Raw genomic sequence first — 24,079 nt, forward strand, 5'->3', positions numbered from 1 at the left:
ATGAGCGCGAACGTCAGGACGGTGGTCACGGCCGCGAGCTGGTACGAGCGGCGGGACATACCCGGGGCTTACCGCGCTCGATACGTATGGCTGTCGTCTTCTCCGGCGGTCCGGGAACGTGTGATTCCCCGGGCGGGTCTACCGCGCGCTCTGGCTGCGGTGGCTGCCGAGCGGGAGCGCCGCCGAGGAGGTGGAAGCCGCCTTCGAGCGCGTGGAGTACGTGATGGAGAAGCGCTATCGAGAGCGCAACGCCGGGGAGACGGTCCGCGAGTTCGTCAGGGACGTGCGCGCGAACGACCGCGAGCAGCGCGTGGCGGACATCCGCGAGCGCGCTCGGTACGCGCGCCGCGTCGACGACGAGGACGCTGCGGAGGCGAAACGCCTCGCGCGGTCGCTGGCTGCCGAATACAGCCGCCTCCCCGCACGCCGGCGATAGTGTTTAATAGGCGGATTTCGTATCCACACGTGTAATGTCTGAGGTGTGCTCGACGTGCGGGTTGCCCGAGGAACTCTGCGTCTGCGAGGACGTCGCCAAAGAGTCCCAGCAAATCGAAATCCGCATCGACGAGCGACGCTACGGAAAGGAAGTTACCGTCATCGAAGGATTCGACCCTAACGACGTCGACCTGGACAGCCTGTCGTCGGACCTGAAGTCGAAGTTCGCCTGCGGTGGCACTGTCGAGGACGGCGAAATCGAACTCCAGGGAAACCACTCGGGACGCGTGGAGGACTTCCTCCGCGATAAAGGATTCAACGTCGCCTAACCCGTTCGTCGACACGCGCTCGTTCTCTCGCTGGCCACACCGACTAGCCCGGCAGCCGCCGACTGCGACGCTGGCACAGCGACCGGACCACCACTACCCCGGGTCCGGGTCTGGTCCGAGGCGACCGGGCGAACGTTCCACCGGCAATCGATGCGTAGACAGCACTCTGGAGACGGGTCCGATCGTACTCGAGCGAAGCTGCACGCCTAGAACGGTGCGTCCGTCGCGGATTCAGCGTCGGCGTCTGATTCTTCGGTTCCCTGTTCGTCCTCGTCGCCAGCCACGACCGCCCCAGTCCAGCCGGTGATGCCGTCGGCGAGGCTCTCGACGCGGACGTCCTCGTCGAGGCCCTCGTAGGACTGGATGAGGTTGGCGGCCTGGACGCTCGCCTGGCCGTGCGGGCAGACGGTGACGACGTGGTCGGCGCCCTCGAGCTGGTCGACCGACTTCGGGAGGTCGCCGAACGGGATGCACTCGCTGCCCGGGATGTGGCCGCGCTGGAACGCCGCCGGCGAACGGATGTCGACGATGCGGACGTCCTCGTCGTCCTCCAGCAGCGACTGCAGTTCCTCGGCGGAGATCTCGCCGTCCATGCACGGTTCCTGGGACCGCGGCGAGTTACGGCTTGCGGTCCCTGGAGTGGCGCGGCGCCGGTACACCGAAGCGACATCGCGGGCTATCAAACCGCGTGATGGGGTCGGGGGTCCGGCCACCAGTACCGTGTTTTCCGAGCGCGGCGCTCCTCAGAGGTAGTCGTCGGCCCGTGCCAACAGCAGTCCCTCGATAGTGGCGTCGTTGGCCGGCGACGCACGGGCCACCGCCAGCGCGTCCTCGACGGGCACTCGCTCGACGGACAGGAACTCGTTGTCGTCCAGTTCGCGACCGACCGCCGTCAGGCCCTCCGCGAACACGATACCGCGTTTGTGGCGGAGGATGCCGGTCGCCGTCCAGAACTCCTCGACGAAGTGGACCTCGTCGGCGGCGTACCCCGTCTCCTCGCGGAGTTCCCGGCGGCCCGCCGCCACGTACGACTCGCGGTCCGGGTCAGGTGCGACGTCGCTCGTCTCCGCAGCCGATTCTTCGACGATTCCCGCGACCAACTCCAGGCACTGCTCGCGGATCGTCGGGCGGTACTGGTCGACGAAGACGACGTCGCCGTCGTGGACCGCGACGACCACCACCGCCGGCGGGAGCGCCGCCCAGTAGTAGTCCTTCCGGGAGCCGTCGGGCTGTTCGACGCGGTCGTAGCCGCCGTCGTACCACGGCGTCTCGTACTCCGTCACCGATTCGACGACCGGCCAGTCGTGGTCCGCCATGTGCGTGGCTACGCGCCCGCCGACAAATGACTCCCGGGACCGAGCGCCGTCGGCCCGGGCGACCTGCGCTGTCGACCCGGGAGACTCGCAGCGACGACCGGGAATACGTGCCTTCGATGACCAGAATCGCCGCTCAGGCCCCGGGACGCCGGCGTGCGGGCACAGCGCTGGGAACAGCCTTATCCCTCCGAGGACCGGAGCAGGGGATGTAATGAGTCGGGGCGAACTCTCGCAGACGGCGGGACGATACCTGAGCGCGATCCTGCTCGTGTCCGCCGAAGCGGGACGCCCGGCCAGAACCGGCGAACTCGCGGACCGACTCGGCGTCAACCCCGCGACTGTCACCGAGCGCCTCACTGACTTCGCCGAGCGCGGACTCGTCGACTACGAGCGCTACGAGGGCGCGACGCTCACCGACGACGGCGAGACTGTCACCCGCGAACTCATGTGGAAGCGCTGTCTCGTCGAGAACTTCGCCGAGACCGACCTCGGCCTCGACGACCTGGACAGCGAGACCATCGGCCAGTCGCTGTCCGAGGACGCCGCGCTCGCGCTCAAACGCCACATCGACCACCCCTGCAGGGGGAAGTGCTCCGCGCCCGACGCCGACTTCGAGGAGTGCTGTCCGGACTACCAGGCGTAGCGGGACGTCCACCGGCTGCCCTGCCTGGCCGACCCGGTATCCCAGCCGTCAGAGCACGTCCTGGTAGAAGCGACTGAATGCGATGCGCCGCAGCGTCGCCACCGCCGCGTCGGGTTCGTTCTGGAACGTCGCCGCCACCAGCGCGTCCGCGAACGGCACGTAGTGCCAGGCGGCCCGGTCGACGTCCGCGCTCCCGTTCTCGTAGAGGTCCGCGTCCGGGTAGTCGTCCTGGGCGGCCTCGAATTCGTCGTAGTCGCCGACAGTGACCGCCAGCAGGGACGCGAACAGCGCCTCCCGCGCCGTGCCGACGACGTCGCTGGTGACGCGTTCGTCGTACGCCTCCTTCGAGAGGTCCATCGCGCGAGCGACCTCACGGGTCACTGTCTGGGCGGCCGGCCCGAGGGCCTCGAAGCGCTCCCGGACCTCGGCGTCCGTCTGCGGTGCGAGCAACCCACGCGTCTCTGCCATGTCAAGGAGGGCGTGTCCCACGCCCTACTCGTTTTCGGAGTCCGCGCCGTCGCGCTCCCCGTCTAACTCGTCGCCCGGGTCGTCGCTTCCGGGGTCCGCAGCATCGCCCGCGTCGGCTCCGTCTGCATCGCCGTCCACGTCGGCTCCGTCTGCATCGCCGTCCACGTCGGCTCCGTCTGCATCGCCGTCCACGTCGGCTCCGTCTGCATCGTTGTTCGGGTCCGCGACCCGGGACTCCCGCATCGCTTCGGTGAGTTCCACGGCGTCGTCCAGAATCGCGGCGGCCTCCCCCGAGAGGTCCGCCTGACCCGTCCGCTCGACGGCGGTCATCTCGTGGTCGTGGTCGTGGTTCTGGTGGCCGCGTGGCTCCGTCACCGGTTCCGTGTCCGTCTCCGTGGCGTGGGGCGTCACGTCCGACGCCAGCGATTCGGGGTCCCGTGACTCCCAGTCCGGGACGTGCTCGTCGAGGAATGCCTCGTGGTCGCCGCCGCGGACGAGCGCCGTGAACGCGAGGTGGTTCGCGAGGTGTTCGCCGTCGGCCTCCTCGGCGTCACAGACCGGACACTCGTAGCCCATGTCCGGACCCTGGGGCTACCCGTTAAAACGAGTCACGGTCTTCGAGGTTCGCGACGAGGACGTAGGCGTCCTCGCCGTCCGTGTAGTACTGGGGGAGCGTCCGCAGGTACTCGAAGTCGAACTTCTCGTAGAGGTGCAGCGCTGGCTTGTTGCTCTCGCGGACCTCGAGTTTCACGGAGCGCGCGCCCCGCCGCTCGAGCACGTCCAGCGTCCGCTCTAACAGCGCCGCCCCGACGCCCTGATTGCGCGCGCCGGGCCGCACCGCGATGTCCTTGACGTGGCCGAGCGGCCGCTGGTGGTTCGGAATCGTGTCCGCGACCACGTACCCGTCGATCCGCTCGTCGGCCGCCAGTTCCGTCGCCTCGCTGACGAGGAACCCGGGCGTCCCGAGCTGGCGCTCGAACGCCGAGTACGGCCACGGCTGGTCGAACACCTGCTTCTCGATCCGGAACACGTCCAGCAGGTCGGCGCGGGTCGCCTTCCTGATGGACTCCCCGGACGACGGCGGTGCGACGGTCGTCACACCTCGCCCTAGGCCCAACGCCGGTAAATGTGCTACGGCCGTCCCTACTCGGCCAGAAACTGGTTCACAAAGTCGGCGTCCCGGCGAACGACCCGGCCGGGGCGGTCAGCCGTCGCTATCGGGTCGTCGAACGCAAAAGAACGGGGAGAACGTCAGATCAGTCGTCTGCCGGGCTGGCAGCGCCGCTGTCGCCGTGTCGCTGCTTCGTCAGCGAGAGCTTGCCGCCGGCGGCGAGCGTGCGGCGCTCGCGCTCGGAGGCGTCGAGGTGCGCGGTGGCCTCCCAGTCGTCGTTCACGCGGATGGTGAACTCCTCCTGGCCGGACTCGACGCCCGCGCGGGCGTCGTCGACGATTTCGACGTCGTCGCCTTCCTCGATGCGGTCGTAGGTCTCCTCGTCGATGGTGAGCGGGATGAGGCCGAAGTTGAAGAGGTTCGCCTTGTGGATGCGGGCGAAGCTCTGGGCGAGGACGGCTTCCACGCCGAGGAACATCGGGCACATCGCCGCGTGTTCGCGCGAGGACCCCTGACCGTAGTTCTCGCCCGCGACGAGCACGCTGCTGTCGGTGGCTTTCGCGCGCTCCGAGAACGTGTCGTCGATGCGGGAGAGCGTGAACTCCGAGAGCCGCTCGATGTTCGAACGGAACTTCAGGATGTCGGAGGTCGCCGGGATGATGTGGTCGGTGGTGATGTTGTCCCCCATCTTCAGGAGGGTTTCACCGCCGACGTCGGCGTCGATCGGGTCCTTGACCGGCACGCTGGAGATGTTCGGGCCCTTGATGAGTTCGTCGTCGATGGCTTCCTCGGGCGTGATGATGTCGACGTCGCCTTCGCCGTAGCCCGCGGTGTACTTCGTCGCCATCTCGAAGCCGGGGTCCTCGAGGTCGCCGAGTTCGTCGGCGAGGTCGCGCGGGTCGACGATTTCGCCCTTGAGGGCGGCCGCCGCCGCGACTTCCGGCGAGCAGAGGTAGACGGAGTCGTCCTCGATGCCGGAGCGGCCCTCGAAGTTCCGGTTGAACGTCCGCAGGGAGACTGAGTCGGAGGCCGGGACGTGGCCGATGCCGATACAGGCACCGCACGTCGCCTCCGAGAAGTTCACGCCGGCCGCCATCATCTCGGCGGTCCAGCCCTCGCGGGCCAGCATCTCCGAGGCCTGCTTGGAGCCGGGCGCGACGATCATCTCGGTGCCGGGGTTGATCTGGCGGCCTTCGAGCATCTTCGCGGCCGGCAGGATGTCCTCGTAGGCGCCGTTCGTGCAGGAGCCGACGACGACCTGCTCGACTTTCTCGCCCGCGACTTCGCGGACGGGCACGACGTTGTCGGGCATCGACGGCTTCGAGATGAGCGGTTCGAGGTCCGAGAGGTCGACGACGATCTCGTCGGCGTACTCGGCGTCCTCGTCCGGGGAGAGGTCGACGAACTCGTCTTCGCGGTCGAAGCTGGCCATCCACTCCCTGGTCTTCTCGTCAGTCGGGAAGATGGAGGAGGTGGCGCCGAGTTCGGTCCCCATGTTGGTGATGGTGGTGCGCTCGGGCACCGAGAGCGTCTCCGCGCCCGGACCCGTGTATTCGAGCACCTTGCCGACGCCGCCCTTCACGGAGAGGCGTCGCAGGAGCTCGAGGATGATGTCTTTCGCCGTCGCCCACTCGGGGAGCTCCCCTTCGAGGCGGACGTTGACGACTTCCGGCATCTCGACGTAGTAGGGGCCGCCGCCCATCGCGACGGCGATGTCGATGCCGCCCGCGCCGATGGCGAGCTGGCCGAGACCGCCGGGCGTCGGCGTGTGGCTGTCGGATCCGAGGAGCGTCTTCCCGGGCGCGGCGAAGTTCTCCTTGTGCACGTTGTGGCAGATGCCATTCCCGGGGCGAGAGAAGTACGCCCCGTACGTGCCGGCCGCCGAGCGCAGGAAGCGGTGGTCGTCGGTGTTCTTGAAATCGAACTGGTAGGTCTGGTGGTCGCAGTACTGCGCTGCGAGCTCCGTCTGGACCTCGTCCATTTCGAGCGCTTCGAACTGCAGCCAGACCATCGTCCCGGTGGTGTCCTGGGAGAGGGTCTGGTCGATCTCGATCCCGATCTCCTCACCGGGTTCGAGGTCTCCCTCGACGAGATGGTCGTCGAGGATTTTCTCCGTGAGCGTCTGTCCCATAGCGTCCGAAGTTGGACCTTCTACGATTATAAATCCCGCGTGTTTCAGGATTCCGGGATTCGCCTAATACAGAGCCTCATTCCTTATTTGAGGCTTGTGGCCACGACCCACGGAGCGGCGGCTCGCGGGCGTCCGAACTGTCGGGCAAACAGCGCGCAGAAGCGGGGATCCAGCTGGGACTGTGCGCCAGGTCGTCGCAGCGTTACTCGTACTCGGTAATGGTGAGCGTGTACTCGCCGCTCCCGCTGTAGGAGTCGACGAGCGCGTGGAGGTCAGTGGACGCGTCCGGGCTGTCGATGGTGATGGTCTCCTGGGAGTCGGTCGTCCACGAGCGGTAATCGTAGTCCGACGTGGTGGGGCACGCGTCGACGCCAGTGTTCGCGTAGAGGTCGAAGTCGGCGTCCGACGGGCCGTCGAGCTCGACGACGACCTTGCTCGGACTCGAGTACTCGAAGCCGTACGACCAGCAGTTGCTGTCCCAGTAGCCGGACAGCGAGTCCGTCACGGTCGTCGACGTCGAGCCGTCGCCGCCACCGCCACCACCGCCGCCGTCGCCGGAGCCGGGTTCGGTGGTGACCGCGTTCCCTGCGTCCACGCGGCCCGACCCCTGCTGGTCGGCCGAGAGGCCGACGTCGACGGCCGTCGCCTTCAGGTGGTCGCGGAGTTCCGCGTTCGTGAGGTCGTACTGCGCGAGCGCGAGGCCGGCGACGCCAGCGACCACGGGCGTCGCCATCGACGTGCCCGAGATCGAGTCGTAGCCGTCGTCGGTCCACGTCGACAGCACGTTCGTGCCGGGCGCCGCGAGTTCGATCTCGCTTCCGTAGTTCGAGTACGACGCCAGCGTCTCGTCGGGATCGAGGGCGCTCACCGCGAGACACTCGCTGTACGCGGCCGGATACGAGACGGAACCCTGGCCGTCGTTACCGGCGGCGGCGACGACGAGCGAGCCGTTGTCCGCCGCGTAGGAGACGGCGTTCTTCATCGTGTCAGTGTACCCGCCGCCGCCCAGCGAGAGGTTGATGACGTCGGCGCCCTGGTCGGCGGCCCACGTCACGGCGTCAGCGATGTCGCTGGTCGAACCGGACCCGCCCTCGGAGAGCGCGCGGCCGGAGAGCACGCTGGAGTTCCCGATGCCGGTGACGCCCTCGCTGTTGTCGATTTCCGCGGCCGCGATGCCGCCGACGTGCGTCCCGTGGTACTCGTCGCTGAGTGCGTCCGGATACGGGTCGCTGTCGTTGTCGACGAAGTCCCGTCCGTAGTTGGAGACCGACCCGTCCATGTTGCCGTCGAGGTCCGGGTGGTCGTACTTGATGCCCTGGTCGACGACGCCGATAGTGACCGAGGTGTCGCCGAACGTGACGTCCCAGGCGTCGGGCGCGTTCACCTGCTGGTCGGCGTACTGGTCGTCGTACCGCGGGTCGTTGGGTGCGACCTGCGCCTGCAGTTCGGCGTTCTCCTCGACGTACTTCACGGCGTCCGCGGACTCGAGGCGGTCGCGGAAGTTCTCGTGCGCCGGGTCGGCGGCGTTCTCCGGGAGGCCGACGACGACGGAGTTGAGTGTGTCGTTGGCCTTCGTCGCGTCCTCGTTGCCTTTGAGGTGCTGCTTGACGTACCCCTTCGGGTCGTCTTCGGTGGCGGAGACGCCGACGATGTACTCGCGGCGGTCGGTCCCGTTCCCCCCGCCGGGTGCGGCCGAAGCCGCTCCGACCATCGCGACGGTGCTCGCTGCCGTTGCCCCCAGGAAACTGCGTCGAGTCAGGTTGGTATTGTCAGCCATACCAGCCAAATCGACGCCCCCACCGGGGTTAAATTTTTTCTAGGGCGAGATTAAAAATTATGTTCAACGCATGCAGAGTTTATTCGCGCCGGTCGCCTGGAATCAGAGACCCCGGCCAGCGGTTCGGGCGGCCCCGAACCGACAGACCATTACTGAACGCACGCGACACCCCCGACAATGTACGCGAGCGGGGCGTTCGTCGCCGAGCACGTCGAACCGGTGTCCGAGCAACAGGTCCAGCCCAACGGCGTCGACCTCACCGTCGAAGCAGTCCTCCAGCAGACCGACACCGGCCGCATCGGTCGCGACGGGAAGGCCATCGGTTCCCGCGAGCCGGTCGAGCCAGCCGCGGACGGCGGCACGGACACGTTCCGCCTGTCGCCCGGCGGCTACGTCCTCCAGTACGCCGAGACCATCTCGATTCCCGATGACCACGTCGGCTTCCTCTACCCGCGGTCGTCGCTGATGCGCAACTCCTGCATGCTCAACACGGCCGTCTGGGACGCCGGCTACACCGGAAAGGGTGAGGGACTGCTGCAGGTCCACCACGACGTCGAACTCGAGAGCGGAGCGCGCGTCGCACAGCTCGTGCTGGCGGACGCCGACCACGAGGGGTCGTACGACGGCTCCTACCAGGGCGAACGAGTCGAATAAACCCCGACCGCGTCGACAGTACCGAAATCTGCAACCGGTCGCCGACGACTGACCCGTCGAGCGGACGGCGGACGCGGGGCGCGGATTTTTGGTGGCCGGCCGTGAGACGTGGTGCATGCACTGGCTGCGAGCGGCGGGCGTGGCGGCGACAGTCGTCGGCGTGGCTGGCTACGTCGCCGGGGTCGTGACGCCGTACCCGGGGCGGGCGTTCAGCGTCACCGCCGTCATCGTCGGCATCACGCTGTTGAGTATCACCGCGGGCGCGGAGGTGGGAACGTGACTGTCGACACCATCGTGTACTCCGCCGACGGCAGAACACCGTGGGAGGACCCCGCCGCGGCCCGCGACGCCGACGGTACGACGTGGGTGCGGGTCGTCGACCCGCCGGCTGACGCCCTCGACGAGGTCGCCGACGCCTACGACATCCACCCACTGGAGATCGAGGACGCGCTCGGGAACGTCCGACCGAAAGTCGAGGAGTTCGACGACCACACGTTCGTCCTCGTGAAGGACGCGACGCTGCGGCGCGGCGACGTGACGTTCGCGGAGGAACTCCGGGTGCTGCAGACGGCGTTCTTCCTCGGCGACGACTGGCTCGTGACCGTCGAACCACAGCGAGTCGAGGCCATCGAGACCGTCTGGGAGCGCGTGAACCGGGAGGAACCGCGGCTGGCGTCGCGGGGGGCGGACTTCACCGCGTACCGCTGCATCGACCACGTCGTCGACGACTACTTCTCGATCCTGGACGACATCGAGGACGACATCGAGGCCGTCGAGGACGAGGTCGTCGACGCGGCCGGCGGGGACGTCCTGGAACGCATCAACGACCTGCGGCGGGACCTCCTGTCCGTGCGTCGACTGCTGTGGCCGACCCGTGAGGCGGTCGGCGTGCTCGCTCGCGGCGACCCGGTCCAGATCAGCGAGGACACCGAGAAGTACTACCGGGACGTCTACGACCACCTCGTCCAGCTCGTGGAACTCGTGGAGACGTACCGCGACCTCACGAGCGGCGCGCGCGACATCTACCTGAACGCGCTGTCGATGTCCACGAACGACGTGATGAAGAAGCTCACCGTCGTCGCCACCGTCATCCTCCCGTTGACGTTCGTCGCGGGCGTCTACGGCATGAACTTCGGGGGGAGCCCCGTGAACATGCCCGAACTCGGCTGGCAGTACGGCTACCCGGCGGTGATGGTCGGGATGGGCGCGATGGCCGGGATTCTGCTTGTGTACTTCCGCCAGGAGAACTGGCTCTAGGCTCGCCGGGCCCTGGAACCCGAGCGGCGATAGGGAAGCGGCACACAGAAGTTCGTTCGCTCTCCTCCGCCGGCGAGCGCGTCGTTCGCCGAGCGCTCGCTCAGGCGCCTTCGCGAACTTCGTCGAACAGTTGCGCGAACGTGTCGACGACGTGGGGCGGTTGCTTGCTCGTGTCGAAGCCAGCGACGACGCGGGCGTCCATCGAGGACGACCGAGCAAGCAGCGCGTGCACAAATCGGAACGCCGTCTCGGCGGACACGACGTCGAGGACGGCGCCGAGGTCGTCGATGAACACGGTAGTGTCGCCGGTACCCTGCCACGCCGAGAGGTAGTCGTTGACGAGCATCCCGACCGACGCGACGTCGTCGACCTCCGGAACAGTCTCTACGGTGCCGGTGACCGACGCGAGCACGTCCATCCCGGCGTCCTGACTGGCTGTTGCGCCGACGGCCGTTCGCGAGTGCTCCCCGACACTCACGACGGCGACGCGGTCCTGACCGGCCTGGAACTGACCGAGCCACGATTCGGCGTCTGTGCTGTACGTCACGCCGATAACGTTCGACGTTCCCGCCTGGTCCGCGTCGGCGGCCGATGCTGTCTGACCGACGACGAGAATGTGGTTCGGTTCGGTACTGTGACCCTCCCCGCGCATTGCTTGCATCGGTGAATCACCCCCACCACCATAAGCGTTGACACATTCTCTCACGGGCAGTGGTGGCGCAGTCCGTACTGAGAACATTGAAACGGCTCCGCCAGCAGAGGTGCATGCAATGACAGGCACGGGTGGTCCCTGAGTGGCGTCCGTGTCCTCGGCGCACCTCGTGTTGTTCATCGCTGCTATCCTCGTCTCCGCGGCAGTCGCGGGCACGGTCACGGAGAGCGCGTCGCGCGTCGGCAGCGCCGTCGAAGCGGACAGCGACCTCGAGAGTCAGCGGGTCGACGCAGACGTTCGCATCGTCAGTGACGCCGACAGCCCCACCGCAGTCTACGACGACTCCTCGGAGACACTCACACTCTACGTGAAGAACGTCGGCGGCCGCACACTCCCTTCGAAGCCCGACGACGTCCCGGTGCTCGTGAACGGCAACTACCAGTCTGACGTCCAGACGACCGTTCTCGACGGCGACGCCTGGCGGCCCGGCACGCTGCTCGAACTCAGCGTGAACGTCACCCTCGCCGACGGCGCGGAAACCCGGGTGGTGGTGACACCGACGGGCGCCCGCGACCTGTTCGTGTTCACCACGCCGGGCTGACTCGGCGAACGCCACACGACTGACTGGCTCGGCGGGGACCACGCCGGACGACTAACCGGCGAACGCCACACCGCCGAGGCCGCCGTATCGCGCCCGCTATCGCGGTACACGCCACGGTCCCGTCCCGAATCCACCGCCACGCTTTTCTCTGGCGCGGACACCTTCGAGGTATGGGTCTCAAGGAGTCACTGAAGAGCAGTTTCCTGACGGGGGCGCTCCTGGTCGCGCCGCTGGTGGTGACGATCGTCATCCTGCGATTCCTGTCGGACCTGCTCGCCGGCCAGCTCGAACCCGTCGTGGAGGGGACGCGGCTCGCCACGTACACCGCGAACAACCACCTGCTGGCCCAACTGCTGGCGCTCGGCGTGATTCTGTTCGTCGTGACGCTGCTCGGCGCGTTCGCGAACCGGCCCGTCGGCCAGCGGACGCTCGGCCGGACCAGCCGGCTGGTCGGGTTCGTACCAGTGTTCCGGACCATCTACGGGAGCGTCAAACAGATGGCGTCCTCGGTGTCCACGCGGGACTCCGAGTTCGACTCCGCGGTGTACGTCGAGTACGAGCGCGACGGCCTCTACCGCCTCGGCCTCCAGACCGGCCACAGCCCGCAGGACGTCGAGGACGTGGCGGGGGAGCCCGCGCGAAACGTCTTCGTTCCGGGTAGCCCGAATCCCACGCAGGGCGCGCTGTTGCTCGTCCCGGAGAGCCGCGTCTACGATTCGGACCTGAGCGTCCGTGCGGCCATCCGCATCCTGATGACGACGGGGATGGCGGACGGGTCGCGCGACGACGCGGTCGTCGAACTCGACGAGGGCGAGTTCCCGCCGACCGTCCGAGGCGGGGGCGGCGAACCCGATGACAGGGCTGGCAGCGAGCAGGCCGACGACTGACGAAACACCGGACGCGCCGGCGGCTGACCGGACAGCGAGCACTGGACCGGGACGACGTGTAAGGCGACCGCTTCGGGAGGCGGTCGGCGGCCACGTCGCGCCCCGGCGACAGGACGACACCACATTCTCGCAGTGACCGGCCGATTCCGCTGGAAAATATTGTAAATTTTCGCCATCGGTCGCCCCAATGTTAAAGTCGGTGCTGCCGACAACACGGAGACGCACCAAATATGTCCGGTTCGAACACGCCGGGGTGTACGTCGCTGGACACGCCAGCCATGCAGGAGGCGGTCGAGGGCACCATCGATGGCACGCTCAGGTCGTTCGTCGAGTTCGACAGCGACAACTTCACCGTCGTCCACTACGACGACCGCACGCGCTCGTTCTACGACGACGAAGCCCACATGATGGAGCACTTCGAGGAGATTCACTCCTACGTCCACATCGACTTCACCGAAGTCGACTTCTTCACTGAGCGACTGTTCCCGATCACCGACCACGTCCGCTACTTCGCCACGAGCTTCGACGTTTTCACGCTCCTCCGCGTCTACTTCGACGACGAGGGCCTGTTCCTGGCGCTCGACCGGGACGAACCGGTCGAACCCGTCGTGGAAGCCATCGAAGCCGTCCACGGCAGTCGCTGACGACACCCTCGGCAGGCGGATACGGGGTTCGTCGTCGCGGCCGCCAACGAGGAGTCGCTGCTGGCGTTCGGCGAACGCCTCGGCGTCGATTCGCCGTTACGCCGCCGGGACGCCCTGGAAGCCGCGCCGGACCGTCAGGGCGTGCGCGTAGTCAGACTGCGACAACACGCCGACGACGTCGCCGTTGGACGCGACGAGCGCGTCCGTGCTGCCGGCCTGATTGAGGACGGCGAGCGCGTCGAAGGCGTCGTCGGTCGGTTCGACGCGAACCGCCTCCCGCAGGACGTCCGCGACGAGGATGGTCTCGTGGTCTTCACCGGCGACCCCCTGGACGTCCGCCAGCGTGACGACGCCGAGCGCCGTCCCCGAGTCGTCAGTGACGAGGTGGCGGGTCTGGCGGTCGTGCAGCAACTGATCGCCGAACGCCGCAATCGTCGTGTCGGCGTCCACCGTCGGCGGGTCCGTCGTCATGATGTCGCCGACGGTGAGGCCCTCGAGGAGTTCGTCGAGGAGCACGGTCCGGGACTCCGTGGTCGCGGCGCCGTAGATGAACCACGCCAACAGCAGCATGATGAGATTGAAGCTGAGCACGCCGACGATGGCGAACAGGAACGCGAAGACGACGCCGACGCGGGCCGCGATGCGGGTCGCGGTGCCGTACGGGCGCCGCCGCGCCAGCAGCGCGCGGAAGATGCGCCCGCCGTCCATCGGGAACGCCGGCAGGAGGTTGAACCCCGCCAGCAGCAGGTTCGTGAGCGCGAGGTAGCCGACCACGAACCGGGAGACCTGCAGGGACTCCGGCGCCGCCACGACGGCCGCGTAACACGCCGCGGCGACGAGGACGCTCACTGCTGGGCCGGCGATGGCGATCCAGAACTCTCGGTTCCACTCCTTGGGCAGCGTCTTCAGGGACGCGAGGCCGCCGAGAATCCACAGCGTGATCGACTCGATCTCGATGCCGTAGCGCAGCGCCACCCACGAGTGCCCGAGTTCGTGGAGAGTGACGCTCACGAACAGGCCGATTGCCGCAGCGACGCCGATTATCCACGGCGTCGACCCCGCGCGGAGCACGCCCAGGTCGAACCCGGCGCCGGTCACGCGCTCGATGAAGCCGGCGTACAGCTCGATCTGCTGGCCGCTTCCGATGAGCCACGCCAGAATCGGGAGGAAGACCAACAGCGAGGTGTTGACCCGGATCGGGATGTCCCAGATTCGCGCGACCGTGTAACTTCGCATACCCACCTCGTTCACCCGCCGGTCGTTTAGCTACCGGGGAAGCGGCTACCGGGCGACAGACTGTCTGCGACTGCCGGGCCAGCGCGCTGCCGTCCGGCCGAGTGGTGCCGGCAAGCTGGAGCCGGCACCGGCTTCAGACGACGCGCAGGTCCCGCGGATAGTCGGTGAGGTTCTCGTAGCCGTCCTCGGTGACGACGACGAGGTCCTCGAGGCGGACGCCGCCCGTTCCCTGCTCGTAGAGGCCGGGTTCGACGGTGACGACGTGGCCGGCTTCGAGGTCCCCGGCGTTCTCCGCGAGGTAGGGGGCCTCGTGGACGTCGAGGCCGACGCCGTGGCCGGTGCTGTGGAAGAACCCGTCCTCGGGGGAGTCGTGCGTCCGCAGGGTCGGGTAGCCCGCGTCCTCGAAGACGTCGCAGACGGCGTCGTTGACGGCCGCCCCGGAGACGCCGGCTTCGATGGCGTCGAGGGCGGCCTCGTACGCCTCGACGGTGCGGTCGTACCACTCCTCGACCTGGTCGGTGGGTTCGCCTTTCACGAACGTCCGCGTCACGTCCCCGAAGTACCGGGTCTCCTTGTGTCGCGGGAAGACGTCGACGACAATCGGGACGTCCGCTTCCAGCGGGCCCGACCCGGAGTCGTGGGCGCGTGCGGCCGACGGGCCGGACGCGACGATGCACTGGTCCATGGCGCAGTCCTCCTCGAGGAGCGTTCGCTCGATTCGTCGGCGAACACGCTCGCTCGTGAGCACGTCCCCGTCGAGGTGCAGGACGCCGTCCGCGACGGACGCGCGTTCCAGCAGGCCCTCGACTTCGGCCAGCGCCACCTCGTTGGCCTGCTGGGTCTGCCGGACGTGCTCGAGTTCCCGGTCGCTCTTGACCGCGCGAACCTCGTCGGCGACGACGTAGTCGAAGTCGGCGGTGACCGCGACGCCGTGCTCGCGCAGCAGGTCCGCGGTGCCGGTCGGGAACGACACGGGGACTGCGACCGATTCGACGCCGTAGTCTGCGAGGAACTCGACAGTCACGAGTTTCTGGGCGCGGCGTGGGTCCATCCGGGCGGCCTTCTCGCGGTACCCGAACTCGGCGTAGTTCCGGACGTCGTCGGCGTCGCTGTCGGTCTTCGCCCGCGTGTACTCCAGCGGTGAGACGAGGACGGCCACTGCGCCGTCCGCGTACAGCGTCACGAACTCGTCGGGGGCGTGGTACCCCGAGAGGTAGTACTGGGTGCTGTCGTCGCCGGCCGCGTCGACGAGGTAGCCGTCGACATCCGTCTCGTCGAGATGCGAGGACAGGCGGGGAATCGCTGGCGTCATGGGGACGACATCGTGCGACCCACGGATAAACGGCACTGTGGCTGGCCAGCACGCCACACGCCGGCCGCGCCCGTCCCGGACAGTACTTACGGCGTCGTCCCCGACGGTCAGGTAACCGAAACACGCGTCGTCCCCGAGGAGGACGCGGCCCGGCCGTCCCTGTCGATACTCGCACGCTGCGGTGTTGCCCGTTTTCGGCCGCGGTCCCGCCTCCTCTCCTGCTGTCGGCGGACTCGCTGCGAGTTCTGGGATTGCTCTGATCGGACCCACCTATGGACATCGAAATTGCGACTATCGGCGGCTACGAGGAAGTCGGGCGACAGATGACCGCAGTCCGTGCGGGCGACGACATCGTCGTCTTCGACATGGGGCTGAACCTCTCGAAGGTACTGATCCACGACAACGTCCAGACGGAGCGCATGCACTCCCTGGACCTCATCGACATGGGCGCGATTCCGGACGACCGCGTCATGTCCGACCTCGAGGGCGACGTGAAGGCCATCGTGCCGACGCACGGCCACCTCGACCACATCGGCGCCATCGGGAAACTCGCCCACCGCTACGACGCGCCCATCGTCGCGTCCCCGTACACGCTGGAGCTCGTCCGCGAGGAGATCAACGACGAGGGCAAGTTCGCCGTCGACAACGACCTCGTGGAGATGGACGCCGGGGAGACGATGGCCATCGGCGACCGCTGCGAACTCGAGTTCGTGAACGTCACACACTCCGTCATCGGCGCCATCAATCCCGTCCTCCACACGCCGGAGGGCGCCGTCGTCTACGGCCTCGACAAGCGCGTCGACCACACGCCGGTCGTCGGCGACCCAATCGACATGCAGCGGTTCCGCGAGATCGGCCGCGAGGGCGACGGCGTCCTCTGCTACATCGAGGACTGCACGAACGCCAACCGCAAGGGCCGCACGCCGAGTGAGGCCGTCGCCCGGCGCCAGCTCAAGGACGTCATGCACAGCATGGAGGACTGGGACGGCGGCATCGTCGCGACGACGTTCGCGAGCCACATCGCTCGCGTGAAGAGCCTCGTGGAGTTCGCCGACGACATCGGCCGCGAGCCGATTCTGCTCGGCCGCTCGATGGAGAAATACTCCGGCGCCGCCGAGCGCATCGGCGCCGTCACGTTCCCGGACAACCTCGGGATGTTCGGCCACCGCAAGTCCGTCGACCGGTCCCTGGAGCGCGTGATGAACGAGGGCAAGGAGAACTTCCTGCCCATCGTCACGGGCCACCAGGGCGAGCCCCGCGCGATGCTGACGCGGATGGGCCGCGGCGAGACCCCCTACGACATCGAGGACGGCGACAAAGTCATCTTCTCGGCGGGCGTCATCCCCGAGCCGACCAACGAGGGCCAGCGCTACCAGAGCGAGCAGTTACTGCGGATGCAGGGCGCCCGCATCTACGACGACGTCCACGTCTCGGGCCACCTCCGCCAGGAGGGGCACTACCAGATGCTGGACGCGCTCCAGCCCCAGCACGTCATCCCCGCCCACCAGGACATGGAGGGCTTCTCGGGGTACGTCTCGCTCGCGAAGAGCCGGGGCTACACGCTCGGCCGCGACCTCCACGTCACCTCGAACGGCAACACCATCCAGCTCGTCGAGTAACCCCAGGCGCGGTCCTAGCAGTACTGGTCGTAGCAATCGCGTCCGTCACAGTCGCAGTCGCAGTCCCGGTCGTCACAGTCGGGGCCGTCACAGTCGTGGTCGACACAGTCGGGGCCGTCACAGTCGGGACCGTCACAGTCGTGGTCGACACAGTCGTGGTCGACACAGTCGGGGCCGCACGAGTCCCGGGGCCCAGTTAGTGAGCGTGGTCGTGCCCGCTGGCGCTCGCCATCGGCCCGTGAGCGGCGTACTCCTCCGGGTTCGTTTCGAACGCGCGCTTGCAGGTCGCCGAGCAGAAGTGGTACGTCTCGTCGCCGTGGGTCGCTGCCGGGTCGCTCTCGTCGGCCCGCATCCCGCAGACCGGGTCGCGGTACTCGCCTGGCGCGCCGAGGCCGCGGCGATAGACGTACAGGAGGAACCCGGAGAGCGCGAACGCGACGAGGTTCAGGTAGAACGTGTAGTTCAGTTCGAAGTACGTCTGCTCGGTCGCAGTCTGGCCGCCCGCGAGGTTCGGCACGACGTCCAGCGCGGAGAACAGTTCCTCCATCAGGAAGCCCGTGAACGCCATCGTCACGAAGAACACGCCGAGGACGTACAGCATCACCCTCCAGCCGTAGTACTTCCGGTAGACGTTCAGGACGGGAATCGTGATGAGGTCGGCGTAGACGAACGCGATGACGCCCGCGAAGCTGACGCCGCCGCCCCAGAGCGCGACCGCGAACGGCACGTTGCCCATGCTCCCGACGAAGCTGACGACGGCGATCGCAACGCCCATCACCGCGTTCTCGGCGGTGACGAGCAGGCCGTCGCCCTGCAGGAACAGCGCGTTCCAGACCCACTGCGGGACGAACACGATGACGAACCCGGAGACGAGGAACCCCGCCACGACGTCCGTCCAGATCATCGACCACTCCTTGCGGTACTGGTTCGCGAGCCGGTACCAGCCACCCCAGGACTGGAGGTCCGCGCGCCAGCCGCCGGCGGCGGTCGTCTGCTGTCGGTACGTCTCCATGCAGCCCGCCGAGCAGAACTGCAGCGTCTCGCCGTCGTCGGTCGTGATGGTGTACTCGTCGCTGCCAGCCATGCCGCAGGTCGGGTCCTCGGTCACGCCGTGCTCGCGGTCGCGTTCGGCGAGCGTCTCGCGGACCTCCGCGAACAGCGACTCCGGGAGCGTGAGGTGGACGATGCCCGCCATCACGGCGATGAGCACGAGGCCGCCGAGCAGTTCGGCGACCAGGAACTCCCACCCGAGCAGGATGAGGATCATGAGGCCGAGTTCGACGATGAGGTTCGTCGACGCGAACATGAACGCGAGGACGTTCACGGCGTGCGCGCCCTTCTTGAACAGTCCCTTCCCGATGGCGACCGCGCCGAAACTACAGCCGCTGCTCGCGGCCCCGAACAGCGTCGCCTTCGCCAGACCGTCGAGGTCGCCGTTCCCGAGGACCGCCGCCATCCGCTCCTTGGAGACGTAGACCTGGACGAGACTCGTGACGGTCAACCCCATGATGATCGCCCAGGCCGCCGTCCAGAGGAAGCCGACGCCGATCCGCAGCGCCTCCAGGGTGGTCTCGAGAATCGGGCTCATGGTGTGCTGTCAAGGTCGCAGTCCAGCGTGGGATTGCTGCCACTGGCGGACACGATACAGCGCGGCCCGTCGGCGCTGGCCGGACGTCACTGCGTCTGTCATTGTTCCTCCCCGAGCAGCGCCTGTCGCCGGGTTTCGAATTCGTCGTCGTCGATGTCGCCGGCCGCGTAGCGTCGCCGGAGCACGGCGAGGGCGTCGTCGGGCTCGTCGCCGTCGGCGTCGCGACGAGAGAGCAACACGTAGCCGGCGTACACGGGAAGCCCGACGAGGACGAGGGTCCACACGAGCAGCCACAGGAACCCGAAGCCGCCAGTGTGGGTCCCCATCCAGCCGTCGTGGTGGTGGGTGCCGGCGTCGTCCCCGTGCGCGGCTGCCGTGCCGCTGAGGGCGGCGACGCTGACCAGGACGACGACGACAGCGACGGCGACGAGGTGCGCGAGCGAGCCTCGGCGGGTGCGTGCTTTCATATGTGGATGTACGCAAGACTGGTTCACCTCAATTGTGGTTGTAAATCTAACGTATCGACGCCCCCCGGATTTGGATTCGAAAGTCGCCCGGGATTCCCGCCGGAAGACTCGGCTCGGCGGACCCGAGTCGTCGACCGGGCAACCGGGGGGTCGTAGTCGTAGCCGGGCACCGCGGCATCTCGCCGGTCGCGTCGTCCGGCCGGACCGCGTGCGATGTCAACAACTATTGTCCCGCTTCGATAGCGTGCGTGTATGTCGAAGTACATCGGCGTCGATTGGGCGTCGAAGGGCTGGTTCGGCGTCATCCTCGAGGACGACGGCTGGGACGCGGACCTGTTCCCCTCGATCTGGAGCCTGTGGAAGTACCACAGCGACGCGTCCCGCATCTGCGTCGACGTCCCCATCGGCCTGCCGTCCGACGAGAAGCGGCCCTGTGACGTCGAGGCGAAAGCGAAACTGGGGCGCCGGCAGCGCAGCGTCTTCTACACGCCGGTCCGGGACGCGGTCTACGAACAGAACCTCGACGACGCGAAGGCGCTGAACGAGGCCCAGGCGGGGTTCAGCATCCAGAACCAGGCGTGGAGTATCGTCCCGCGGATCCGGGAGGTCGACGAGTTCCTCGACATGTATCCCAGCGCCCGCGACCGGCTCTACGAGACCCACCCCGAGGTGTGCTTCTGGGCGCTGAACGGCCGGACGCCGGTCGGCGAGTCCAAGCAGACGGCGGCCGGAGTCGACCGGCGGCGGGAGCTCCTCGTCGACGAGTACCCCGAGGCGGCCGACATCCTCGAGGAAGCCGTCGACACGTACACGACGCCGAGTTACGCGCCGATGGTGAGCGGGGTGGACGACATCCTTGACGCGCTGGTCGCGGCCGTTACGGCTCGGCGGTCGACTGACGCGTGGGCGACGCTCCCGGTGGCGCCCGGGACCGACGAGCGCGACCTTCCGATGCGGATCGTCCATCCGTCCACGACGAACCAGACCCGGCTGTCGACCCTGGAACCGGACGCGTGACGCCGCGGCCCGGACTCGGTGGGGGAGCCACCAGGCGAACGCACCGGGCGAATTCTGCCACAGCCCTCGAGCGGTCCAGTCGCTGCCACGTCGCCAGTGGCGGGACGTTATTTATACTTCCATGATAATCCCTGAACGTTGTTTCACCGGGCGGTAGAATTATCTGATTGCGTCCTATGTATGGGCGTATGAGCACGACCAGTACTGACGAAGAACCAGTCGGCGCGCTCGAGGACATGCCCCCGAGCGCGAAACTCGTCGCCAAGGTACTCGAGTACAACGACGGCCTCACCCAGAAGCAACTCGCCGAGGAGACGCTGCTGCCCGACCGCACGGTCCGGTACGCCCTCACCCGCCTCGAGGAACAGAACCTCGTGGACTCCCGATTCTCGTTTTCGGACGCACGCAAACGCGTCTACACGCTCAGCTGACGCCTCGCCCGTCCCACCGCCGCGGCTCACCGCCCACCACGCACGACCCTCGATCCGAGAGCGGTTCGCCCGGACTCCTCGGTTCTCGAAACTACCCTTCAACGCCGGACGTTCAACGATGGCCGGACGCCGGTCCGCGGCCAGACGACTGCCTCGCCGACAGCGAGGTCAGGGGTTCAGGCCCCAGAGGCCCGCTCGAACGAACACGAGCACGGGGATGATCTCCAGGCGACCGACCCACATGTTCAGGACGAACATCGCCTCAGCCAGCCGCGACATCGTCGGGCCGGTGATGCCCGAGGAGAGCCCGACGTTCCCCTGCGCGCTGGCGACCTCGAACAGCGCGTCGGCGTAGCCGAAGTCCGGGCCCGCGACGTTCACGAGGACGATGCTGCCGGTGACGAGAACGAGCAGCCACAGCAACGTGACGATGGCGGCCTCGCTGAACTCGCGTTCCATCGCCTCGCGGTCCAGCGTGCGGTCGCCGATGCGGGCCGTGACGACCGCGTTCTTCGGCAGGAACACGCGAGAGAACTGCCAGATGATGCCGCGAGCGATGGTGTACCCGCGGATGAGTTTGATGCCGCCGACGGTGGACCCGGCGGCGCCGCCGAGCACCATCGCGCCGACGACCATCACCTTCGCGCCCGCCAGCCAGCGACCGATGGGAGCCGACTGGAACCCCGTACATGTCAGCGCGCTCACCCACTGGAACGTCGAGTCCCGGATCGCGTCGAGTTGCGCCGGGTCGAGCGACGGCACCGAGAACGGCAGGAACGACTGCGTGGCGAACGCGCCGGCCGTCGCCGGCGCGGACGACGCGTTCTGCAGCGAGAGCACGGCGACGCCGAACGCCAGCAACAGGAACAGCCACCGCGTCTGGAGGTCCGACACCAGTTCGCCGACGTCGCGGTCGTGCAGGACGACGTAGTGTACCGGGAACGCGATGGCGCCCAGAATCATGATCGGGAGCAGCGTCGTCTCCACGAGCGGGGAGTTGTACGTCGCGATGGAGTTGTCGGTGACCGAGAACCCGCCGGTCGTCAGACCCGTCATCGCGTGGTTGAGCGACTGCCAGGCGACCTCCCACACGGACAGCGACTCCGCGTACTCGCTGCCGCTCGCGCGGATGGCCGCGAACAGCATGACGAACGCCAGCAGCGTGTACCCGACGACGAGTTTCCAGACCGTGCGGACCGTCGAGACGATGCTCGGGTGAATCCGCTCTTCGCGGGTTTCGCTTTGGTAGAGCGCGTAACTCCCGCTGCCGGGCCGCGAGAGAATCGACACCGTGAGGACGATGACGCCGACGCCGCCCACCCACTGGATGAGCGACCGCCACCACTGGATGGTCCGCGGCAGCGACGGTTCGCGGACGGCCATCGTCAGCCCGCTGCCCGTCCACCCGCTCATGCTCTCGAAGAGCGCGTGCAGCGGGTCCCGGAAGTACGCGAGACTGGACAGCGTCGTCGTTCCGCCGACGCTGACCGGCGCCCACGTGCTCGTGTCCAGTCCCACCGGGACGAACGTGTCCATGACGGCTGGCGGCGTCAGCCACGCGGTCAACAGGAAGGGGAGCGCGCCGAACGTCGCCACCATGAGCCACCCGACCGCGGCGATGACCATGCCGTGTTTCATCTTCGGGTTCGGGGCGTCCGCGAACCCGCGTCTGGCGAGGCCGCCGATGCCGGCGAGCACGCCGCCGGCGATCAGGAACCCGAGCGCGGCGTAGAACTCGCGGAACCCGAGCGCGACGACGGTCGTGAACGTCATCAGCGCGGCTTCCATCAACAGCAGCGACCCGACGTCCCGCGCGATGATCTGCAGGTCCGTCGGGAGCACGTCGTCGTTGCGTGCAGCCATGCTAACTCTGATCTTCAGTGTGACCGAAGATGTCCGTCACCTCCGGCGTCGCGCCCTCGCCGGAGTAGACCGTGAGTAAGTCCCCGGCTTCGATGCGGGTGTCCCCACGGGGTGTGATGGGGTCGCCCTCGCCGTTCCGTTCGATCGCGACGATCAGCATCTCCGGCCCCAGGAGGCCCGCCTCGTCGGCCTCGAGCAGCGTCTTCCCGGCGAGTGGCGCGTCGTCCTCGACGGTGATTTCGAACACTTCCGCCGCCTCGCCGATGCGCATGAAGTCGACGATGGACGGCCGCTTGACCGCCCGGTAGAGGTTCTCGGCGATGAGTTTCTGGGGGTTCTGCATCGTGTTCACGCCGATCTGGCGGAACACGTTCATGTGTTCGGGGTTGCGGACCACCGAGACGATGTTCGGCACGTCAAGTTCCTGGGCCAGCAGGCTCACCATGATGTTCGTGGCGTCCTGGTCGGTCGTCGTAATGAGGGCGTCAGCGCGGTCCGCGCCCGCGTCGTTCAGCGTCTCCTTCGTCGTCGCATCGTCGTTGATGACGAGGCAGTCGTACTGCTGGGCCGCCGCTTCGGCCCGCTCCTCGTCGTACTCGATGACGACGACCTCGTTGCCCCCCGACGTGGCAATCTCGATGAGGGGGACCCCGATATCACCGGCGCCGACGATCACGATGTACATTTGCCGCAGTGTTCAGAACCGATGCCTGAAATACTACCGTTCTCCCCGTGGTCGGGGACCCCGGCGAACCGACGAGCGGTCCCCCGTCGCTGACCCGGTCGCATCGACGAGCGGTCCCGTCTGCAGACCCGACCAGAACGACGAGGGGTCAGGACTGTTTCGCGTTGATTCCGCCGAATCCCTCGAGGGTCTCGTCGCCGATACCCGCGGGAGAGAACACGGACACGAGGTCCCCGGGGCGAATCTCCGTCCCGCCGTTCGCCGACAGCACCTCTTCGGCTCGCTCGATTGCCACCACGAGGACGTCGTCCCCGAGCAGCGCCTGGGCTTTCGCTTCGGCCAGCGTCTTCCCAGCGATTGGCGCGTCCTCCGTCACGGTCAGGTCCACGACCTGTGCCCCACCCACGAGGCTCGTCACCTGCGTCGCCGGCTGCGCGTGCGGGGCGTCCGCCGGGCCGTACGGCTGGTATGACTGGTGGTACTCCTGCCGAATGAGGCTCTCCTCGTCGATGGTGACGCCGAGCTCCTCGATCTGGCTGGCGATCCGCTGGAGCGAACTCGTGTCCTCGCCGACCGCCTTCACGTGGAGGCCGTCGTCACCGGCCATCACCTCGCGGACGTTCACCACACCCGGGATGTCCAGTACCTGCCTCGCCAACTGGTCGCGTTCGGAGACGCGCACGCTGCAGACGTACAGCCCCGTCAGCAGCCCTTCGGCGCGTTCGTAGTCGATGTCGGCCGGATAGCCGCGGACGATGCCGTGCTGTTCGAGCTGGCTGATGCGGTTGCGCACGGTGCCCGCCGACACGTTCAATTCCTCGGCGATCTCCGTTGCAGTCGTGTTCCTCGCGTCCGACCCGAGGTAGTACAGCGCCAGCCGGTCGATCTCGTCGAGTCGGTAGCCCATCCTTGGTGTCCGTTGGGCGGCGAGCGCAATTGATTTTTCCATCGTGACG

Annotated in this window: 27 protein-coding genes; 12 read left to right on the forward strand and 15 right to left on the reverse strand. The window is 67.5% G+C overall.

Features of this window, described 5'->3' with window-relative positions:
• The first annotated feature begins 190 nt into the window (after window positions 1-190).
• Both GRX66_RS00660 and yciH read left to right on the forward strand, forming a co-directional pair.
• On the forward strand, window positions 191-436 hold the full coding sequence (locus GRX66_RS00660; RefSeq protein WP_159524781.1) for a hypothetical protein: 246 nt from the start codon (window positions 191-193) through the stop codon (window positions 434-436).
• 34 nt (window positions 437-470) lie between these two features.
• Window positions 471-764 (forward strand): stress response translation initiation inhibitor YciH, encoded by a 294-nt coding sequence (gene yciH, locus GRX66_RS00665; RefSeq protein WP_058980746.1) that lies wholly within the window; start codon window positions 471-473, stop codon window positions 762-764.
• 206 nt (window positions 765-970) lie between these two features.
• Here the strand turns inward: yciH and GRX66_RS00670 are convergent, their stop codons facing one another.
• Both GRX66_RS00670 and GRX66_RS00675 read right to left on the reverse strand, forming a co-directional pair.
• The gene (locus tag GRX66_RS00670) at window positions 971-1,357 is read right to left on the reverse strand and encodes a rhodanese-like domain-containing protein (protein ID WP_159524782.1); all 387 of its coding nucleotides are present in this window, start codon (window positions 1,355-1,357) and stop codon (window positions 971-973) included.
• Between the two features lie 150 nt (window positions 1,358-1,507).
• Window positions 1,508-2,080 carry an NUDIX hydrolase gene (locus GRX66_RS00675; protein WP_159524783.1) on the reverse strand — a complete coding sequence of 191 codons (573 nt, stop codon included), beginning with the start codon at window positions 2,078-2,080 and terminating at the stop codon, window positions 1,508-1,510.
• 211 nt (window positions 2,081-2,291) lie between these two features.
• Here GRX66_RS00675 and GRX66_RS00680 point away from each other — a divergent pair, with 211 nt between their 5' ends.
• On the forward strand, window positions 2,292-2,723 hold the full coding sequence (locus tag GRX66_RS00680; protein ID WP_159524784.1) for a metal-dependent transcriptional regulator: 432 nt from the start codon (window positions 2,292-2,294) through the stop codon (window positions 2,721-2,723).
• 48 nt (window positions 2,724-2,771) lie between these two features.
• Here the strand turns inward: GRX66_RS00680 and GRX66_RS00685 are convergent, their stop codons facing one another.
• The 5 genes from GRX66_RS00685 to GRX66_RS00705 form a co-directional block, all read right to left on the reverse strand.
• Window positions 2,772-3,191: a DUF5809 family protein gene (locus GRX66_RS00685; RefSeq protein ID WP_159524785.1), complete on the reverse strand. Its 420-nt coding sequence runs from the start codon at window positions 3,189-3,191 to the stop codon at window positions 2,772-2,774.
• 24 nt (window positions 3,192-3,215) lie between these two features.
• Window positions 3,216-3,767: a DUF5810 domain-containing protein gene (locus GRX66_RS00690; RefSeq protein ID WP_159524786.1), complete on the reverse strand. Its 552-nt coding sequence runs from the start codon at window positions 3,765-3,767 to the stop codon at window positions 3,216-3,218.
• A 22-nt stretch (window positions 3,768-3,789) separates the two neighbouring features.
• A complete protein-coding gene (gene rimI / locus GRX66_RS00695; RefSeq protein WP_325063888.1) occupies window positions 3,790-4,290 on the reverse strand; it encodes a ribosomal protein S18-alanine N-acetyltransferase in 501 nt (166 codons plus the stop codon).
• Window positions 4,291-4,447: 157 nt separating this feature from the next.
• On the reverse strand, window positions 4,448-6,433 hold the full coding sequence (locus GRX66_RS00700) for an aconitate hydratase (RefSeq protein ID WP_159524788.1): 1,986 nt from the start codon (window positions 6,431-6,433) through the stop codon (window positions 4,448-4,450).
• Window positions 6,434-6,635: 202 nt separating this feature from the next.
• Window positions 6,636-8,210 (reverse strand): S8 family serine peptidase, encoded by a 1,575-nt coding sequence (locus GRX66_RS00705; RefSeq protein ID WP_159524789.1) that lies wholly within the window; start codon window positions 8,208-8,210, stop codon window positions 6,636-6,638.
• A 177-nt stretch (window positions 8,211-8,387) separates the two neighbouring features.
• Here GRX66_RS00705 and GRX66_RS00710 point away from each other — a divergent pair, with 177 nt between their 5' ends.
• The 3 genes from GRX66_RS00710 to corA all read left to right on the forward strand — a co-directional run bounded on the left by GRX66_RS00710 (window position 8,388) and on the right by corA (window position 10,121).
• Window positions 8,388-8,864 (forward strand): deoxyuridine 5'-triphosphate nucleotidohydrolase, encoded by a 477-nt coding sequence (locus GRX66_RS00710; RefSeq protein ID WP_159524790.1) that lies wholly within the window; start codon window positions 8,388-8,390, stop codon window positions 8,862-8,864.
• Window positions 8,865-8,979: 115 nt separating this feature from the next.
• Window positions 8,980-9,144, forward strand: coding sequence for a hypothetical protein (locus tag GRX66_RS19355; RefSeq protein ID WP_201292867.1), 165 nt, complete (start codon window positions 8,980-8,982; stop codon window positions 9,142-9,144).
• Window positions 9,141-10,121, forward strand: coding sequence for a magnesium/cobalt transporter CorA (gene corA / locus GRX66_RS00715; RefSeq protein ID WP_325063889.1), 981 nt, complete (start codon window positions 9,141-9,143; stop codon window positions 10,119-10,121). The genes GRX66_RS19355 and corA overlap by 4 nt, the downstream gene beginning before the upstream one ends.
• A gap of 100 nt (window positions 10,122-10,221) precedes the next feature.
• Here corA and GRX66_RS00720 read toward each other — a convergent pair whose 3' ends face one another.
• Window positions 10,222-10,773 (reverse strand): DUF7504 family protein, encoded by a 552-nt coding sequence (locus GRX66_RS00720; RefSeq protein ID WP_159524791.1) that lies wholly within the window; start codon window positions 10,771-10,773, stop codon window positions 10,222-10,224.
• Between the two features lie 142 nt (window positions 10,774-10,915).
• On the opposite strand from GRX66_RS00720, the gene GRX66_RS00725 reads away from it, so the two are divergent.
• The 3 genes from GRX66_RS00725 to GRX66_RS00735 all read left to right on the forward strand — a co-directional run bounded on the left by GRX66_RS00725 (window position 10,916) and on the right by GRX66_RS00735 (window position 12,905).
• Window positions 10,916-11,374, forward strand: coding sequence for a flagellin (locus GRX66_RS00725; RefSeq protein WP_325063890.1), 459 nt, complete (start codon window positions 10,916-10,918; stop codon window positions 11,372-11,374).
• 170 nt (window positions 11,375-11,544) lie between these two features.
• Complete coding sequence (locus tag GRX66_RS00730) at window positions 11,545-12,261, forward strand: DUF502 domain-containing protein (RefSeq protein WP_159524792.1); 717 nt, start codon at window positions 11,545-11,547, stop codon at window positions 12,259-12,261.
• 230 nt (window positions 12,262-12,491) lie between these two features.
• On the forward strand, window positions 12,492-12,905 hold the full coding sequence (locus tag GRX66_RS00735) for a hypothetical protein (RefSeq protein WP_159524793.1): 414 nt from the start codon (window positions 12,492-12,494) through the stop codon (window positions 12,903-12,905).
• 96 nt (window positions 12,906-13,001) lie between these two features.
• Here the strand turns inward: GRX66_RS00735 and GRX66_RS00740 are convergent, their stop codons facing one another.
• The gene (locus GRX66_RS00740; protein WP_159524794.1) at window positions 13,002-14,141 is read right to left on the reverse strand and encodes a site-2 protease family protein; all 1,140 of its coding nucleotides are present in this window, start codon (window positions 14,139-14,141) and stop codon (window positions 13,002-13,004) included.
• 133 nt (window positions 14,142-14,274) lie between these two features.
• On the reverse strand, window positions 14,275-15,453 hold the full coding sequence (locus GRX66_RS00745; RefSeq protein WP_159524795.1) for a M24 family metallopeptidase: 1,179 nt from the start codon (window positions 15,451-15,453) through the stop codon (window positions 14,275-14,277).
• 272 nt (window positions 15,454-15,725) lie between these two features.
• On the opposite strand from GRX66_RS00745, the gene GRX66_RS00750 reads away from it, so the two are divergent.
• Entirely contained in the window at window positions 15,726-17,072 is a 1,347-nt protein-coding gene (locus tag GRX66_RS00750) for an RNase J family beta-CASP ribonuclease (protein ID WP_159524796.1), read from the forward strand.
• 196 nt (window positions 17,073-17,268) lie between these two features.
• Here GRX66_RS00750 and GRX66_RS00755 read toward each other — a convergent pair whose 3' ends face one another.
• Window positions 17,269-18,660 carry a permease gene (locus tag GRX66_RS00755; RefSeq protein WP_159524797.1) on the reverse strand — a complete coding sequence of 464 codons (1,392 nt, stop codon included), beginning with the start codon at window positions 18,658-18,660 and terminating at the stop codon, window positions 17,269-17,271.
• Between the two features lie 98 nt (window positions 18,661-18,758).
• Window positions 18,759-19,127, reverse strand: coding sequence for an SHOCT domain-containing protein (locus GRX66_RS19710; protein ID WP_159524798.1), 369 nt, complete (start codon window positions 19,125-19,127; stop codon window positions 18,759-18,761).
• A 252-nt stretch (window positions 19,128-19,379) separates the two neighbouring features.
• Here GRX66_RS19710 and GRX66_RS00765 point away from each other — a divergent pair, with 252 nt between their 5' ends.
• On the forward strand, window positions 19,380-20,144 hold the full coding sequence (locus GRX66_RS00765; RefSeq protein ID WP_159524799.1) for a DUF429 domain-containing protein: 765 nt from the start codon (window positions 19,380-19,382) through the stop codon (window positions 20,142-20,144).
• 188 nt (window positions 20,145-20,332) lie between these two features.
• Window positions 20,333-20,575: a MarR family transcriptional regulator gene (locus tag GRX66_RS00770; protein WP_159524800.1), complete on the forward strand. Its 243-nt coding sequence runs from the start codon at window positions 20,333-20,335 to the stop codon at window positions 20,573-20,575.
• Between the two features lie 168 nt (window positions 20,576-20,743).
• Here GRX66_RS00770 and GRX66_RS00775 read toward each other — a convergent pair whose 3' ends face one another.
• From GRX66_RS00775 to GRX66_RS00785, 3 genes are all read right to left on the reverse strand, one after another.
• A complete protein-coding gene (locus tag GRX66_RS00775; protein ID WP_159524801.1) occupies window positions 20,744-22,438 on the reverse strand; it encodes a potassium transporter TrkG in 1,695 nt (564 codons plus the stop codon).
• 1 nt (window position 22,439) lies between these two features.
• Entirely contained in the window at window positions 22,440-23,123 is a 684-nt protein-coding gene (locus GRX66_RS00780; protein ID WP_159524802.1) for a potassium channel family protein, read from the reverse strand.
• A gap of 148 nt (window positions 23,124-23,271) precedes the next feature.
• Window positions 23,272-24,030: an Lrp/AsnC family transcriptional regulator gene (locus tag GRX66_RS00785; RefSeq protein WP_159524803.1), complete on the reverse strand. Its 759-nt coding sequence runs from the start codon at window positions 24,028-24,030 to the stop codon at window positions 23,272-23,274.
• Window positions 24,031-24,079 lie beyond the last annotated feature (49 nt).

This window comes from Halobacterium bonnevillei (genome assembly GCF_009831555.1).
Taxonomy (GTDB): domain Archaea; phylum Halobacteriota; class Halobacteria; order Halobacteriales; family Halobacteriaceae; genus Halobacterium; species Halobacterium bonnevillei.

What these genes read in the sequence shown, in the direction of transcription:
- GRX66_RS00680 (WP_159524784.1), top strand. Translation starts at nt 2,292, where the DNA reads ATGAGTCGGGGCGAACTCTCGCAGACGGCGGGACGATACCTGAGCGCG.
- GRX66_RS00765 (WP_159524799.1), top strand. Translation starts at nt 19,380, where the DNA reads ATGTCGAAGTACATCGGCGTCGATTGGGCGTCGAAGGGCTGGTTCGGC.
- GRX66_RS00775 (WP_159524801.1), bottom strand. Translation starts at nt 22,438, where the DNA reads ATGGCTGCACGCAACGACGACGTGCTCCCGACGGACCTGCAGATCATC.
- yciH (WP_058980746.1), top strand. Translation starts at nt 471, where the DNA reads ATGTCTGAGGTGTGCTCGACGTGCGGGTTGCCCGAGGAACTCTGCGTC.
- GRX66_RS00735 (WP_159524793.1), top strand. Translation starts at nt 12,492, where the DNA reads ATGTCCGGTTCGAACACGCCGGGGTGTACGTCGCTGGACACGCCAGCC.
- GRX66_RS00780 (WP_159524802.1), bottom strand. Translation starts at nt 23,123, where the DNA reads ATGTACATCGTGATCGTCGGCGCCGGTGATATCGGGGTCCCCCTCATC.
- GRX66_RS00730 (WP_159524792.1), top strand. Translation starts at nt 11,545, where the DNA reads ATGGGTCTCAAGGAGTCACTGAAGAGCAGTTTCCTGACGGGGGCGCTC.
- GRX66_RS19710 (WP_159524798.1), bottom strand. Translation starts at nt 19,127, where the DNA reads ATGAAAGCACGCACCCGCCGAGGCTCGCTCGCGCACCTCGTCGCCGTC.
- GRX66_RS00710 (WP_159524790.1), top strand. Translation starts at nt 8,388, where the DNA reads ATGTACGCGAGCGGGGCGTTCGTCGCCGAGCACGTCGAACCGGTGTCC.
- GRX66_RS00700 (WP_159524788.1), bottom strand. Translation starts at nt 6,433, where the DNA reads ATGGGACAGACGCTCACGGAGAAAATCCTCGACGACCATCTCGTCGAG.
- GRX66_RS00675 (WP_159524783.1), bottom strand. Translation starts at nt 2,080, where the DNA reads ATGGCGGACCACGACTGGCCGGTCGTCGAATCGGTGACGGAGTACGAG.
- GRX66_RS19355 (WP_201292867.1), top strand. Translation starts at nt 8,980, where the DNA reads ATGCACTGGCTGCGAGCGGCGGGCGTGGCGGCGACAGTCGTCGGCGTG.
- GRX66_RS00740 (WP_159524794.1), bottom strand. Translation starts at nt 14,141, where the DNA reads ATGCGAAGTTACACGGTCGCGCGAATCTGGGACATCCCGATCCGGGTC.
- GRX66_RS00670 (WP_159524782.1), bottom strand. Translation starts at nt 1,357, where the DNA reads ATGGACGGCGAGATCTCCGCCGAGGAACTGCAGTCGCTGCTGGAGGAC.
- GRX66_RS00690 (WP_159524786.1), bottom strand. Translation starts at nt 3,767, where the DNA reads ATGGGCTACGAGTGTCCGGTCTGTGACGCCGAGGAGGCCGACGGCGAA.
- GRX66_RS00720 (WP_159524791.1), bottom strand. Translation starts at nt 10,773, where the DNA reads ATGCGCGGGGAGGGTCACAGTACCGAACCGAACCACATTCTCGTCGTC.
- GRX66_RS00770 (WP_159524800.1), top strand. Translation starts at nt 20,333, where the DNA reads ATGAGCACGACCAGTACTGACGAAGAACCAGTCGGCGCGCTCGAGGAC.
- GRX66_RS00750 (WP_159524796.1), top strand. Translation starts at nt 15,726, where the DNA reads ATGGACATCGAAATTGCGACTATCGGCGGCTACGAGGAAGTCGGGCGA.
- GRX66_RS00785 (WP_159524803.1), bottom strand. Translation starts at nt 24,030, where the DNA reads ATGGGCTACCGACTCGACGAGATCGACCGGCTGGCGCTGTACTACCTC.
- GRX66_RS00705 (WP_159524789.1), bottom strand. Translation starts at nt 8,210, where the DNA reads ATGGCTGACAATACCAACCTGACTCGACGCAGTTTCCTGGGGGCAACG.
- GRX66_RS00755 (WP_159524797.1), bottom strand. Translation starts at nt 18,660, where the DNA reads ATGAGCCCGATTCTCGAGACCACCCTGGAGGCGCTGCGGATCGGCGTC.
- GRX66_RS00745 (WP_159524795.1), bottom strand. Translation starts at nt 15,453, where the DNA reads ATGACGCCAGCGATTCCCCGCCTGTCCTCGCATCTCGACGAGACGGAT.
- GRX66_RS00685 (WP_159524785.1), bottom strand. Translation starts at nt 3,191, where the DNA reads ATGGCAGAGACGCGTGGGTTGCTCGCACCGCAGACGGACGCCGAGGTC.